13 protein-coding genes are annotated in these 15,431 nt (G+C 37.9%); 9 read left to right on the top strand and 4 right to left on the bottom strand.

Features of this window, described 5'->3' with window-relative positions; all coding sequences use genetic code 11:
• Positions 1–677: 677 nt before the first annotated feature.
• From CK510_RS13665 to CK510_RS13650, 4 genes are all read left to right on the top strand, one after another.
• Complete coding sequence (locus CK510_RS13665; protein WP_095722225.1) at positions 678–1,256, top strand: hypothetical protein; 579 nt, start codon at positions 678–680, stop codon at positions 1,254–1,256.
• 479 nt (positions 1,257–1,735) lie between these two features.
• Positions 1,736–2,281, top strand: coding sequence for a hypothetical protein (locus tag CK510_RS13660; RefSeq protein ID WP_143289298.1), 546 nt, complete (start codon positions 1,736–1,738; stop codon positions 2,279–2,281).
• A 132-nt stretch (positions 2,282–2,413) separates the two neighbouring features.
• Entirely contained in the window at positions 2,414–3,331 is a 918-nt protein-coding gene (locus CK510_RS13655) for a fimbria/pilus periplasmic chaperone (RefSeq protein ID WP_095722223.1), read from the top strand.
• A 168-nt stretch (positions 3,332–3,499) separates the two neighbouring features.
• Entirely contained in the window at positions 3,500–7,072 is a 3,573-nt protein-coding gene (locus CK510_RS13650) for a carboxypeptidase regulatory-like domain-containing protein (RefSeq protein ID WP_095722222.1), read from the top strand.
• Positions 7,073–7,129: 57 nt separating this feature from the next.
• Here CK510_RS13650 and CK510_RS13645 read toward each other — a convergent pair whose 3' ends face one another.
• The gene (locus CK510_RS13645; RefSeq protein ID WP_095722221.1) at positions 7,130–7,729 is read right to left on the bottom strand and encodes an RloB family protein; all 600 of its coding nucleotides are present in this window, start codon (positions 7,727–7,729) and stop codon (positions 7,130–7,132) included.
• On the bottom strand, positions 7,722–9,152 hold the full coding sequence (locus CK510_RS13640) for an AAA family ATPase (protein WP_245912138.1): 1,431 nt from the start codon (positions 9,150–9,152) through the stop codon (positions 7,722–7,724). The genes CK510_RS13645 and CK510_RS13640 overlap by 8 nt, the downstream gene beginning before the upstream one ends.
• Positions 9,153–9,338: 186 nt before the next feature.
• On the opposite strand from CK510_RS13640, the gene ppk1 reads away from it, so the two are divergent.
• Together ppk1 and CK510_RS13630 are read left to right on the top strand one after the other, a co-directional pair.
• Positions 9,339–11,540 (top strand): polyphosphate kinase 1, encoded by a 2,202-nt coding sequence (gene ppk1 / locus CK510_RS13635; protein ID WP_095722220.1) that lies wholly within the window; start codon positions 9,339–9,341, stop codon positions 11,538–11,540.
• 190 nt (positions 11,541–11,730) lie between these two features.
• Complete coding sequence (locus tag CK510_RS13630) at positions 11,731–12,141, top strand: response regulator (protein ID WP_095722219.1); 411 nt, start codon at positions 11,731–11,733, stop codon at positions 12,139–12,141.
• A 218-nt stretch (positions 12,142–12,359) separates the two neighbouring features.
• Here CK510_RS13630 and CK510_RS13625 read toward each other — a convergent pair whose 3' ends face one another.
• A complete protein-coding gene (locus CK510_RS13625; protein ID WP_095722218.1) occupies positions 12,360–12,539 on the bottom strand; it encodes a hypothetical protein in 180 nt (59 codons plus the stop codon).
• 397 nt (positions 12,540–12,936) lie between these two features.
• On the opposite strand from CK510_RS13625, the gene CK510_RS13620 reads away from it, so the two are divergent.
• The 3 genes from CK510_RS13620 (at position 12,937) to CK510_RS13610 (ending at position 14,195) form a co-directional block, all read left to right on the top strand.
• Positions 12,937–13,485: a DUF2854 domain-containing protein gene (locus CK510_RS13620; RefSeq protein WP_095722217.1), complete on the top strand. Its 549-nt coding sequence runs from the start codon at positions 12,937–12,939 to the stop codon at positions 13,483–13,485.
• Positions 13,486–13,729: 244 nt separating this feature from the next.
• Complete coding sequence (locus CK510_RS13615) at positions 13,730–13,963, top strand: hypothetical protein (RefSeq protein WP_095722216.1); 234 nt, start codon at positions 13,730–13,732, stop codon at positions 13,961–13,963.
• A complete protein-coding gene (locus tag CK510_RS13610; RefSeq protein WP_095722215.1) occupies positions 13,929–14,195 on the top strand; it encodes a cytochrome P450 in 267 nt (88 codons plus the stop codon). The genes CK510_RS13615 and CK510_RS13610 overlap by 35 nt, the downstream gene beginning before the upstream one ends.
• A 41-nt stretch (positions 14,196–14,236) precedes the next feature.
• Here CK510_RS13610 and CK510_RS13605 read toward each other — a convergent pair whose 3' ends face one another.
• A complete protein-coding gene (locus CK510_RS13605; protein WP_095722214.1) occupies positions 14,237–15,094 on the bottom strand; it encodes an HIT family protein in 858 nt (285 codons plus the stop codon).
• Positions 15,095–15,431: the final 337 nt, after the last annotated feature.

Below are 15,431 nucleotides of genomic sequence, written 5' to 3'. Positions count from 1 at the left end.
AGAAATTGTCATTCTAAGAAATTGTCATTCTGAGGAACGTACGCGCTGAGTCGCAAAGCGACACGCTGCGCGAACGCGTTGCCGAAGGCTAGAATCTAGGGTTTGAACCGTAGTCGAGGGATGCTAACCCACGGGAACGCTCCGCGTACACTACGCTAAGTGGTAGTGCAAAAATATTTATACATTCCGAAAATCTCAAACCCTCGTCATTGCGTTCGCGCAGCGTGTCCGTAGGACTTGGAACGAAGCAATCGCAGTATATATTTAATTTTGCGTAACTACTTATCACTTCATACCCCTCCGGGGAAGCAAGCGACAGCATGACAAATCCCGGTTTTTGCCGAATTTATAAACACTCTCGTTATTGCCACAAAAGAATAAATCATGCGACGGGTTGGGAATCTACACATAAAGCGAGACAAAGGTGCAGATTTTTTACTTATTCATGTAAAGGAGGTGATGCGTTAACAGTTAAAACCATGCTGGCAAAGTAAATCGGCAATTTCTGTTCGGGTTGCAGATTCTACTTAATTTCAACTCTCGGGCTTATCCAGGGAAGCTATATCGATAAGGTCATTACATAGCAAAATCACATTAAGCTGCCACAAGCAGAAAAACGAGAGTTAATTTTACTTCAACAAAAATCAGATTATCTATCCTCAGGAGTTATTTTTTCCATGAATAAGAAAATTTTGGGCATTATCGCTGGTATCGCAACTGTAGGAAGCGCTGTTTTCGCAGCACCTGCACATGCAGTTAAGCAAGACGTAGATGTAACTGTAACTATTCAGCCTAGTATCTATCTACGTACATTCCAAACTGTCAATCTACAAATCACTCAAGGTGATTTGGGTGCGACAAAAGAAAGCGATTTCAACGCTACTCCAGCGACAGATGGTACTACAAAACTTACACTGACTCCAGCTCCTACGATTGGTACAGGTACCAGCACCACTGTGAAAAAGAACGTTGCTGAATTATTTGCAGTTTACTCGAATAGCGGTAAACCAGTCACAGTAACTATTACACCAATTGCTAACAATACAAGTGGTCCTAAAGCTACGACTCTAACAAATCCTGCCGATCCAGGTAGTGAAATCATCCTTACAGGAGCAACTGTCACTGGTGGTACTGGAACTCCTACAGCTAGAGTTCCTGTAGTCGGTGGTGTTGATTTGGATTTGGATGTTAGTGGTGCAACAGCTGGTGTTCACAGTGGTGCTAAGTTGACAGTTGAAGCTTTGGCTCAACTATAAATTTGCCTCAAATGCGTACAAATAGTGTGCAAAGAGATAGCTAATACCAGTTTAATCTGAAGAGGCATAAAAGAACCCCACCGCCTGTGGCACCTCCCCTTAGTAAGGGGAGGTAGGGTCAAATAATATGTAGCTTCACATAGAATTGCTAGTCATCATAATTTCTGGTGCAGGCATTATGCCTGCTTCCAGTTCTCAAGTACAAAGTTTATTTTTCTGCTTGGCTTTTGTTGATTATTTTGCTTTTAAAGTTTTATATGTGTGTTTTTAAAAGCCAAAAGTCAATTGTTAAAATTTTGAACAATTTGCAATTAATCAGATATAACAGGTAAGAACTAATTAGGAGTTATAAATTAAATATAAGTTCGACAAGTAGCAAATTATTATTAGGTCAAAACTCAACTATGATTTTGATTTTTAACTCTTTTAAATTGCATTTTAATTCTGTCAAGAGTCCTCGTTTTGTCAGCATCGAGATAATGAATTATCAGTTTAATCTATTACGCAGCTTGGCAATATTGATGGCATTTTTCGCTTTACCATCCATACCAGCCTTAGCGCAAACAACTTCAACAGTAGAAGACTCAGGAGTGCTGGGAATATCACCTGATACCATAGCCCTTGACCCAATCAAAGATATATTTGTTAATCCTAGTGGCTATGCAAAGAATACACAGGAACTTTATGCTCAACCGGATTTAATTCAAAATATTAAACGTAAAGCGACTTGGACAAAGCGGGTTCCCCTTGATAAAATGCAATTACCACTTAAAGTTACTTATGAATTAAAAGATAATAGTGGTGCTGCCAATCGCTTAAATAATTCTACTAATGGAAATTCGGCAGTCAATGTTATTTTAAATCCATTAGAAAGCAATCTTATATTCCGAAGTGAAGCGAGAAATCTGGCGGTAATTGAAGGTAGCGTAGAATTTACATTAGACCCAACTCAAAGTCAATTTGCTGGTGTTCATGGTGGTCGCTTATCGGTTTGTATTCAGAGTATAGATGGTGGGTGTTTATAAGTTAGGAATTAGGAGTTAGGAGTTATAAGTGAAAAATTATGAGTTGTTTGTAATTAGCTAAATAATCAATATTAATCATTAACTAATAACCCTTACGAATTAATTAGGTGTGAGAGGTAAACAAGGATTACAATGCTAAAAAAGACGAAGAATATAGCATTAAGTTTAAGTTTAATTGGCGCGATCGCACAAAGTCTAGCACTGGCAATTCCACCAGCGATCGCACTAGAAATTGGTGTCAGTCCACCAAAATTTGAAATTCAGATGGCTGGTAAAGGGCGATCGCAATCGATCAAAATCACGAATTTTGCTGCGGAACCATTGGAAATGCGAGCTTATGTCCGCAACTGGACTTTGAATGAAGAAAGCAAGCTCCAAGAGATACAATCGACCGAAAATTCCCTAGATCAGTGGATTGTTTTCACTCCAGCTAGATTTACCATTCCCCCACGCAGTTCGCAAAATCTCCGCTTTGCAATTCGTCCCAAAGTTCAACCGAAAGAGGGAGAACATCGAGCAGTTATTTACCTTGAGGAAATTTTGCCCCAGAGCAAGGAAAACTCCCAGTCTGTAACTACGATTGGACGTGTCGCTGTAGTCGTTTACGGTTTTGCGGGTAATCTCAAACGTATTGGTACTCTCAACTCCATCAATGTAGATGCCAAACCCAACTCTGTTAGCGCTATTTTTGACATTTCCAGTAGTGGAAACGCGAATGTCCGCATGAAAGGACAATACTCGATTTGGCGTGCTGCTAATTATCCAGGAGCAAAAACGACGCAGCAAATATCTGGTGCTGGTTCTCCAGATGTCAAACTACCTGCAAATGTAGTTGATGCGGGAATTCTCAAGGATACACCAGTTCTCGCTGGTACAAGTCGTAAATTAGTCATGCCCATCACCAAAAAATTACCTCCTGGTAACTACGTTTTGGATATTAACGGTGACTTAAATGGAGTTGCGATCGACAAAGGTATTGCTTTCACAGTTCCAGCGACTGGAACTGGTTCTGTACCAGTCAGAAAGCTTTTGATTCCTGCTGCTAAGTAGTTTTGGATGTTGCAAAAGTATTTGCAAAAAGACTCGCAAAGATACTTACAGAAATAGCTAATTTTCTGGGTGAGTGAATTATCTAAAGCCTAGAAATTATTTGCTATAAAACTAAATTAAAACTTACAAAACCCTTTTGGGCTAACCATTTCAATATTTGTGCTTAGTATGCTCTACCTAGCTTTACCACCTGCACCAACCCCAATTGTCGCGACAATTGCATCTGAACAAACTGCTGGCAAACAGCTATCAGTAAAGGTTTTGGGTGCTAGTAAACCGACAAAAAGTTCAATTTCAGATAGTGGCAATGCGAGTACAGCAACAGCACACTCGTCAGAATGTCGGCTATCTGAACTCAAGTTACAAACAAAGTCACAAAAACCTAGTCTTGTGAATAGCTTGTTAGGCAAGATGCTGGCAGCTTCTACGAGTGTGAAAGCACAAAATGTTGCTTGCGAGTCTCAAAAGCAGAAATCGGGAATTATCGTTGCTCAAGGGCAAAATAGTAGTGTTTCTGTTGCGAATTCTGCAAACGTAGCCAATACAAATATTGCTGTATTGCCGGAACAAAACCCATCTCAGCAACAAACAGATTCAGCAAAAATTGCCAGTAGTTCTGACTACAACAAGAGTGCAGAGAAAAATGCTGTTGGTACTATTTTGTCAGCAGTACAGCAACTGATTCACATGTCACTGTATGCATCGATAAATAATGCGATCGCAGACACAACTCAGTTCGAAGCTTCGACTACTGATAAAATTGCGAGTAATCCTACAGTAGATAATAATTCCACATCTGATTCTACATCTAATAATAATTCTTCAGCAGCGAATAATGAAGTTGCAAAATTAGATAACAATCAAACTAATCAAAATACAGAAAATAATAAAAATATTCAAGCAGCAGCTAATAATTCTAATTTTGATGCTTCCAAAATCTTGGCATTAGTCCAAGAACTAATCAGTATTTCGATTTCGGCAACATTAAATAACACAATTAGTGATGCCATCAATCCAAATTCGCAAACAATAGCACAAAATATTGCGAGTAATCCCAAACCAGATTTACAGCAAAAAACAACTAATTCTCAACCTACGGATAATAGTAAGTTAGCAACCGCAAGTGATATTATTAATCGGCTTAAACCAAATTCCGGAAATAAAGTTAATCCCGGAAATGTAAATCAAAATGTAGAACCAAACTTAAATTCAACTCCTGAAGATTCACTTCAACTTGCAAAATCACCCGATGAACCATTTCTTGTAGAACTTAGCGTTAACGGTAGAGAAATCGGCACATTAGATGTTCTTTTAGAAAATAAAATACTACTAATTCCTCTTGAATCTTTTGGTCAATTAACAGGTTTTACTGTTGAAAAAACAGGTGCAAAAGTCCAAGTTAAAACTCCTTTAGGAACTGTTCAATTAAACCCAGATTCATTAAGACAAATCAACGGTGTATCTTACATTAGCAGCGCCGAAATGCGCGACAAATTAAATATTACAATTGATTTAAACATTGCTGATTTAACCCTACTTGCAGACCTGCCTTGGAGGTCAGCCAACGGTGAATATAGAACGAAAACACCCAATTTAAAACCAGATGTTTTTGCACCTCAAAATGGCTTATCAAGCCTGAGACAAGAATTTAATTTGACTAATGGTGGTGGTGATTCCAGCTTACGCAGTTCCACACGTCTCGGTGGTAGATTATTAGGTGGTTCTGTTGGGGTTCGCTTTGATAATAACTTTGTTAATAGTCCAGATGTTTCCGAATATTATTTCTATAAACGAAATGGGAACTTTCGCTATCAAATTGGTCGCCAACAATTAGGTTTACATCCACTTTTAAATGGGATGGATCTAACTGGATTACAACTTGGCTATAGTAATCTACCTCCGGAAACATTTGGTACTAGTTTTAACGCTACAGAACTATTACCAAGAAGGTCACGTCCAATCCAAACATTTCGCGGTGAAGCACCCCCAGCCAGCTTTGTCCAATTACGAGTTGGTGGTGTGGCAATAGCCCAACAACAAGTTGGTTTTGATGGGGTTTATGAATTTGTTGATGTTAATTTGCCTATCGGTCAAAATAATGAAATTGAAGTTTTGATTTTTGACAGAAGCAATCTGCGTGTACCTTCAGAAATCCGCACAGTGAGAATTAACGCATCAGATTTATTATTGCCATCGGGAGGAAATGTTCAACTCGCTGGTTTAGGGATTAGTGGTAATTTAGTCCAAGACCAATTGTTTGGAGAAACTAATTCTGACTATAATGGTAAATTGATGGGTTTTTACCAATTAAGACAAGGATTATCAAGTAACTTAACTTTTGAAAGTTCTCTACAGGCAATTCCAGGTACATTACAATCGCAAGCTGGCTTAGTTTGGAGATTGGCAAATCCTGTAATTCTATCTGGTAGTGTCGGTAATTCCTATGGCAAACTAGGTTATGCAGCTGACTTAGATATTCAACTTGATAAATTAGATATTAATGCCAACTCCCAATCATTACCAAGGTCATTTCGTACAGGTAATAAAGAGAGTTTTGAGCGCTTTAATCACAGTTTAGAAATGAAGTATCGCTTCAATAATAAATTCAATTTAGGATTTATTGCTCGCAACCGTCAAGACGATACAAATACAGCTAGTTATATCTTACCTACTTTCACATTAAGACCTTTTTCCACAGTATCTTTGAACGGTAGACCTGATATTGATGGTAGATATTTATTCAATGCTTTCTATCAACCAAATTGGGCTACTCGCTTATCATTTAATACTTATGGTGATGCTTATCTTTCAGATTTGAGCTACAAATTCAAAAATGACTATCAAATATCTGGAGGAACTGAATTTGGTAGCGGTTCCGCACCACGTTATACCTTAGGTTTTGGTTACTATCCAAATAGTCTCAGACAACTAAGTTGGAACCTGGGATTAGCTTTGCGAGACGGTGAAGTTGCACCAATCGCGGGTGCAAGTATGCAGGTATTACCTGGTTTGTTGGCAAGACTCGAATATCAAGGTATTCCCTCCAGAGCAACTAGCGGTAACTTTGGTGGTTTTGGCAGCGATCGCTTTAGTCTCACACTAGTATCAGATTTATCATTTGCACGGGGACAAATTACACCAGCAAACTATACAGGAGTCACCAAAGAACGTGGCGCGATCGCAGGACATATTAAAGTGGAAGGTGCTAAGGGTGGTTTTGATTTAGCTGGCTCTAATGTCCGTATTATCGATAATCGTGGTCAAGTCATGGGTTCTTCACAAACCGACTCGAAGGGGAATTTCTTTGTCGGTGGTTTGCCTGAAGGTAACTATATAGTCGAACTTGAACCCGATACATTACCTGTTGAACTCTCAGTACCGAAGACAAGTATGGTAGCGCAAGTTGCTAACTCGGCTGTTACTCGGCTTGATTTTCCAGTACGGGCAGAGTTTGGTGTGGCTGGACGGGTAACGGATGTTTCCGGACAACCAGTTGCCGAAGTTAAAATAGAATTGATGAATTCTGCTGGTGCGAGAATATTATCTGGTTTGACGGATAAGTTTGGTTTGTACCGTCTGGATGGGGTTCCCGTTGGTAAGTATATGTTGCGGATTTCTACCCAAGATGGACTTAATGTCAACGATGCACTTCCCAAGCGTTCAATCGAGATTCGTAATGAGTTTGTCTATAATCAGAATTTACAGCTGCCAATTTCTGCTGCTGCGAAGAAGAAACAGTAATCAGTAATAAACAATTTCGCTTTCAGTAATTGAATGATTTTTTTCTGGGAATACTCATTATTGAAGAAACTTATTTAGTTGTTGAACTAATCGATGCACTGTTGTTGAAGGGTTATCATTAGCAGGATTAGATGGTTCATATTTCTTCAGAAGATTTTCAGCATTTTTTATCGCATTTGGTTGACGATTAAGTAATTCATCATAGATGTCATCACTATTTTTTGCGTATTTGTGTCCCAGATGTCGCTCCAACTTTTTCAAATAGTCACTTCTGGGAATTCCTGTATTCAGAAATTCAAAGTGAAGAACATACCACAACTCGAAAGATTCATTAGAGTAAGCAATTTCGATACCTGCATCTTTAGCATTTTTAATCGCATTGTGGAAATCAGTTTCCATCCATGAATCGCGATCGAAAACACACCAGATTTGGTCATATTCTTCTGGATTTTTCTGCTCTATTGCTTTATCTACTAATTTACTAGGATTCATTCCTAACCCTTGCACTTCTATTACTACTTTGGGAACTCTAAAACTCCGAAAATAGTTCGGTTCTGTTTTTCCACCTTCACAGATAATCAAAAATCTTTGTCGGATTTCTCTTGTATTAACTTTTCTAGATGAGTATCCTTGATGCTGACTTTTTCTTTTAGCCATGAGCATCAATCAGATGGCTTAAATTGCCAATATAAGGAATTGCACCATATCGTCCTTTGATATAATCACTTTCAAATGAAGCGTCATTGCGAATTTTATATTCGGCTAAAGAATATAAATCTGTAACTCCATATTTATTTTTTTCGGTAAACCAGATTTGGTCTCTACGAAAAAGCTTATTAGTAAGTAAATTAGTATCATGGGTCATAAAAATCAATTGTGCATTATTAGGATTCGTATCTTTTTTATTAAATAATTCGACAATTGCATAACTAATCAGAGGGTGAAGTCTGGCATCAAACTCGTCAATAATAAGAGTCTTGCCTTCTTGCAATGTATCTACTAATAAACCTGATATCGCGAATATCTTCTGAGTTCCCTCTGATTCCTGTAAATTTAGATCGAATGATTCTGTTCCAACTAAAACACCATTCTCATCAAATTTTTGATGGAGAGTTTTAATTGAAGTTACTTTTTGTTCTCTTATTAATAGTTCGATTGAATGATAAGTGTTTATGAGATTTGCAAGTATTTCTTTGAATTCTTTTGGTGCGTCTTGAGGAAGTTGATTTCGGGCTTCACGGAGACTTTCAATATAATCTACTTCTTGTATATCAAGTTCACTAATGCCCAAATCTAGTTTTTTTATTAGTTTAAATATTGCATCTTTCTTGCTTTTACTTTCCCTTAGACAACGCGATGTATATCCCTGATAGCCATCATCATTGAGTCCAGAGACAATTTTTAATTGATTTGTTAACCATGTTAATATTTTTTCGGCAATATCAACATTAAATTGAGCCGAAACAGATAAAAATAATGCATTATGTCGAGTTCTTTGCTGAATTCCATCTGCTTTATAATTTCGAGAACAACTAATGTGATTCTCATTGCGTTCAAAAAGTTTCGTTTCTCTTACTTTTGGTACATAAAAAAGCCATTCTGAGACAACTTTATCCTTATTGACCTCAAACCCATATCTATATTTTTGACTCTTTAGTAAAAATACAATTTCAAAATAAGATGGTTGCGACTCAGTTTCTGTACTTAGTCTAAATGGTTCTACATTTATTTTTTCCGTGCTTTGAGTTTCTTTTGAAGAGTTAACCATAAACCATTTCATGAAACTCATTGCTTTTGCAAGATTACTTTTACCACTTGCATTTGCTCCATATATTGCTGCATTTTTAAGTAAACTGAGATTATCATCAACACTAAAAACATTATTGTTGTCAACTTCCTTATCTTTAGATACAAGGTTCGCTGCCACCATACTGAAAGTGACTTTCTCTTTGAAGGATCGATAATTGCCAACACTAAATTCGATAAGCATGACAAAACCCAACTTTAAAAGCTGAATCTGCGAATTTTTCACAGAAATGTATTTTAAGAATAGCAAAATCTGTACTGAAATATAAATCATAATATTATCTTATGACTCTATTTTTTCTAAGGAACGCAAATTTAATGTGAACTTGACGGATTTGAAGTATTTACCTATTCTAAATTCTCATAGTGAAACGCGAAATTTCATTTAAAATAGATAATTACAAGCTTTTAATCTAAAGTCTTCTTAGCCAAAGCTATATTCGCCCGTCTTGAGTGCATCATGGCAAAACCCAAAAAAATCCCCCCTCAGATAGATTTCAAAGACCCGCAATATTATCTCAATCGTGAACTCAGTTGGTTAGAATTCAATAGCCGAGTTTTGCACGAAGCGATGGACTCACGTACTCCCCTATTAGAACGTCTCAAGTTTATGGGGATTTTTAGTTCCAACTTGGATGAGTTTTTTATGGTGCGGGTTGCTGCACTCCAGCAGCAGGTTGAGGCAAAAGTTATTCAATTGGCATTTGATGGACGTACACCGACACAGCAGCTTGATGATATCAGCTTTTCGTTACGTCCTTCGGTGGTTCAACAACACCAGCATTTTCAGAAAGTATTGCGATCGCAACTCACAAACCACGGTGTTTATATTCTCGACTACATCGAATTAAGTCAGAAGCAGCGCAATTATCTTGATAATTACTTTGAAGACCAAATATTTCCCGTAATTACACCGTTGGCTGTCGATCCTAGTCACCCATTCCCCTATATTTCCAATCTCAGCCTCAATTTGGCTGTTTTAATCAAAAATCCCGAAACAGAAGAAGAGTTTTTCGCACGGGTTAAAGTTCCCAAAGTATTACCGCGATTTTTACCCTTACCCCCAGAATTAAGCATTCAGCACAATGGTAAACCTGCAACTTGGACAGGTATTCCCCTCGAACAAGCGATCGCACATAATTTAGAATCCCTATTTCCAGGGATGAATATTCAGGAATATCATACTTTCCGCATTACCCGTGATGCTGATTTAGGTCTTGAAGAAGACGAAGCTGATGATTTATTACTCGCAATCGAACAGGAATTACGCAAACGTCGTGTCGGGGGAACACCAGTACGCTTGGAAATTAACCCGCAAACACCCGAAGCCGTGCGATCGCGTTTGCTCCAAGATTTGGAATTGGACGATACCGATGTTTATGAAGTTGAAGGTTTGCTCGGTTTACGGGATTTGATGTATTTTATGTCCCTACCATTACCGGGATTAAAGGACAAACCCTGGCAATCTGTCGTACCTGCCAGACTACAACGTATCCGCGAACCTATTGTCAATCCAGACTTAATGGAGATAGAGGAAGGTAAGGATTTCTTCGCTGTCATCCGCGATCGCGATTTACTCCTACACCATCCCTACCAATCTTTTACAGCGTCGGTGGTCAAATTTATTACCCATGCGGCACATGATGCGGATGTGCTAGCAATTAAAATGACCCTTTACCGCACCTCTGGAGATTCCCCAATTGTCAATGCTTTAATTGCCGCCGCCGAAAATGGTAAACAAGTATCAGTATTGGTGGAACTCAAAGCCCGTTTTGATGAAGAAAATAATATATACTGGGCACGAAGATTAGAAAGTGTCGGTGTACATGTAGTTTACGGCTTAGTTGGGTTAAAAACACACTGCAAAACAATTTTGGTGGTGCGACGGGAAAAAGACAGAATTCGTCGTTATGTGCATATTGGTACGGGTAACTACAACCCCAAAACCGCACGTTTATATACAGACTTTGGTTTATTCAGCTGTCGCGATGAACTGGGAGCAGATTTAACCGACTTATATAATTACTTGACGGGATACTCGCGGCAAAAGTCCTACAGACAGCTATTAGTTGCCCCCGTAAACATGCGCGATCGCTTTTTAGGATTAATTAAACGCGAAATCGAAAATGCCCAAAATGGCTTCTCTGGACGCATTGTAGCCAAAATGAACTCCCTAGTTGACCCGCAAATTATCGCTAGCTTGTACGAAGCTTCCCGTGTGGGAGTCCAAATCGATTTAATTATCCGTGGTGTCTGCTGCTTGCGTCCAGGAATCAAAGAGGTTAGTGAAAATATTCGCGTCATCAGTATTATTGGTCGCTTTTTAGAACATTCCCGCATCTTCTACTTCTATAACAAAGGACAAGAAGAAATATTTATTGGTAGCGCTGATTGGATGCCTCGAAATTTAGACCGTCGGGTTGAAGCAATCGTCCCAATTTTAGATGGAGATATTGCTAAAGACTTGCAAGAAGTTTTAGGAATAATGCTAGCCGATAATCGCCAAGCTTGGGAGTTACAAACTGATGGTAGTTATGTTCAGCGCCGACCTGGTGAAAATTGTCCCGAATCTAGTTCTCAACAAGCTCTAATGGCAATGGTATTAGGTTCGGTAGGTATTAACTCAAATTCGATGGAACCTCGAAAAGTTGTGCGTACATGAAGAGTTTGAAAATGAAAATCTTTTCTTGATGAAAATTTATTTATTTGGGAGAAATCTCCAGATTTTTACAATTCTGTCGAGAAAGTTGTATGCATTACATGCAACTTATTCATCCATCAGATAGAGTCAATTTAGTAGGGTGTTCTTATAAGATGTAAGGGTTATTATTTATTGTTTGTCTTTTAATTGGATGTTAATGCTGTCCTGTGAGTCTTCTACCTTGAAGGTTTTAGTCGTTGATGACCACGAACTGACTCGTTTAACCTTACAACTGGCACTTTCTTGTCAACAGAACATACAAGTAGTTGCTTTAGCTACTAACGGTCAAGAAGCAGTGGAATTAGTCAAACGGCATCGACCCGATGTTATTGTTTTAGATCTGCAAATGCCAGTCATGGATGGTTGGACGGCATCAGATCGAATCAAAGCGATCGCGCCTAATACCCAAATCATTGCCTATTCTTCTGTCGAAGATGCAAATAGTAAAGATGCCAACCACTCTGGAAATTGGGATGTATTTTGTCAAAAAAATGTACCCACAAGTGAATTAATCGCTTTAGTACGGCGATTAGGTAATGGAAAAAATTCAATAGCTGGCTAATATATGAAAAAAATTCTAGGTATTTTAAATTAGTTCAACTTGGACTATCGGACTTAAGTTCTTAAGTTGGAGTTTCTAAGCTAAATTTATTCAGATTAAGTTATTTAGGTGATTTTTTTGATAAAGGACAAGCATAAGTAACTGTAAGTGGGGATTTAAGATTATCCCCAACAACGACACAGTTTTATTAGTATGTAACCCTTACTATTATTGAACTGTTAGCTTTCCACTTCTCCAAAAGTGCGTCTATATTCATCTATTAATTCATCCATTTCTTCTAGTGCTTGGTTAACATCTATTCTCAAAGTTCCCAAGTTGGGTTGTTCTAAAAGTCTTAACAAATAATCTCGTTTGCTTTGAACAGCAGTCACACGTTGTTTGATATCCTGTACATCCATAGTTTTAATCCCCTTATAATCATCTTCAACTTAAAATTAGCGCAAAAAGTAGATTAATAGGACGCAAGAAATTATCTTAACCCGTCACACAATAATTTTTCAATATCCCAGACAATTGTAGGGGTGGGGTTTCCCCACCCCAAGACTATCCTGTGGGAAAATAAAACTGGCATCGTTTTTCTATGTAATTTGATTAGATGTAATCTAATTAAAAGCGGTTTCCCCACCCTACGACCATTCAGTGGGAAAATAAAACTATCATTATCGAGACAAGAGACTATTTTGATGGTGAAATTCTGCATTTGAGCAAATCCATATTTATAAGTGTCGAAATAAGTGTCGAATAATCGCCGATGATAGTAACACTGGAATTATTAAAACTCATACCTCCATTACTATGTTCGGCAAAATACGCTTGTCTGTCTTGGGTTTAACTGTAGGCAGCATCTTAACAACCATTGGCTTTATTGCCTATGCTAACGATAACGCGACACTAAACCTAGCTGGTTTCTTTTACGGTATTCCCCTACTTTTAGGAGGATTAGCACTCAAAGCTAGTGAACTTGAACCCGTACCCTTTAGTCAAGCAACTACCCCCGAAATTCTCAAACTGCGGGAAGCACAAGCAACTGTTACCCAAAATAAAATCCGTAAAGATATTACCCGCTATTGTTATGGACAGGAAGCTCACTTAGATCAAGCATTTGTATACTTACAACTCAGTCCATCTGAAGATGAAATGCCGATCGCAACAAGTTTGCACGAAACAGAAACAGATGGAGCTTATACTTTGATTTTGGACTTTGATTCACCATTTATAACCCTTGAAGCATGGCAAGCAAAGCATGAAAAAATGACCAAATATTTTGGTCCCAATGTCGATATTAAAATTGCTGAAACAGGCGAAAATCAGATTGAGCTAACAATAATTCGTACTTTGGATTAAAGCTTTTATTGGGGTAATAACTAGTACTTTAATTGCCCCAAATATCATCTCTAAGGAACGAGAATTTATTAATACACGAGTGATCGAGTGGGTTCAAGATTCCCAACTTCTGCGCGAAAATCTAAAGTCTGACGACAAACATAGTTAGAAATCGGGAATCTGTTGGTGAAAATGAAGCCATCACCTATAAACCCTTAAAAAATTGTCACAATATAAATATGTACGAATAAGAGAACGTATATTTATGACGACAGTGACTAGCTTACCAGAAGGTTGTAGAAATCCATCATTGAAACGGTTGATGAAATTTGTATTTCAGCCGAACAAGTATATGGAAGACAATGCAAAAAATTATGGTGATACATTTACTTTGTTCAATAAAAGTGGGAATCACCTAGTTTATTTTTGCAATCCTCAAGCGCTAGAAGAGATTTTTACAGCCGATGCGGGTTATTTGGCTTCGGGAAGAGCTAAATGAATATTTACCTTTTGGAGGTGGCGATCACAGATGTATTGGACTCGCATTTGCCATGTATGAAATGAAGATTGTTCTAGCTACAGTTTTGTCAAAATATCAACTTTCGCTTGTTGATAAGCGTCTTGATAATCGTTCGATTAAGCCTGTGCGTCGTGGATTAACAATTTCAGCACCAGGAAGTATGAAAATGCGGGCAAACCCAATTATTAAAAATTTTAAGCATCAAATCTAAGTCCACATTATCAAGAGAAGAAAATAAAGAGAATAGAAACTTTACCTTTTTGTCTGGGGAATTACACATCGCATCCCACTTTTATTTCCCACAGAATCACCTTGGTAACGAGGAATAATGTGAATACTTGCGTGCATAACATTTTGTCCAGCATGTTTATTAATATTCATTCCGATATTAAAACCGTCAGGTGTAAATTCTTTGTGCAAGAGTTCTTGGACTTTATTAACCATTAGCCAGCAAGCTGATTGTTCCTTTAATGGTAATTCAAAATAATTACTAATGTGACGTTTAGGAATCACTAAAACATGACCTTTGCTTAAAGGATATCCATCAAACATTGCATAAGCAGTCGCCGATTCGGTAAGTAATTTGAGGCTTTTATATGGATTACAAAATATGCAATGATTAGACGAATTTCGCTGATAGTTATAATGAGTATATTCGTAAATCTCACAATATTCGTTGAGTTTAATTGATGCAAATGGGAGTTTGACTAAACATTGATATGTGGGCTTTTTGTGAACATAATGTTCTCTAAACCCTTCTCGTTTGATATCTCTTCTCACTGCGAAGTATGCTTTTCCTCCTGGTTTCAATAAATGCGATACTTCCATCAGTACATTTGCCTGTTCCTCGATAAATAAAACATTTAAAACATAAGAGCAAATAATTGTATCGAATTTATCATCAGGATATTCAGGAAAATAATAAGGGTCATATGCTGTAATGTCAAATCTTTTTTGTCGTAATAATTTGACATCATTACCGAAACCACAACCAAAGTCTAATATTTTACCTTGAAGTAGATTTTTATCTAATAAAAATTGCGCGGGAGATGATAGATAAACCCTTTCTATTGCTGTACAGTGACTATATTTATTCTTTTGCTGCTTCATGGAAAGAATAATCTCACGGAGGAGATTTTGCCTGTTTTAATATTGCTACAGCCAGATATTATAACCAAGCATTTGAAATTCGTCCCATTGGTTAGCTAAAGTCGGAAAAATTAAGGTTTTGTCGAATTTATAAACAGCTTCTAAGAGCATGTTTGAAAAGTTTGGGAAGGTATAATTTGTCATTCTGAGTGGAGCTTTGCGGAACGTACTCCGAAACGGAGAAGCAAGCTACGCTTTTAGCGTACTTTCAGAAGCCACTCCGTGTCTACCCGCAGGGTAGAATCTGGAGTTTAGCCCACATGAGATGCTACCCTACCTAGCCCTAAGAGGGCGGCTA

Source organism: Brunnivagina elsteri CCALA 953 (genome assembly GCF_002289455.1).
Classification (GTDB): Bacteria; Cyanobacteriota; Cyanobacteriia; order Cyanobacteriales; family Nostocaceae; genus Brunnivagina; species Brunnivagina elsteri.
This window is presented reverse-complemented; position numbering and strand designations above follow the sequence as displayed.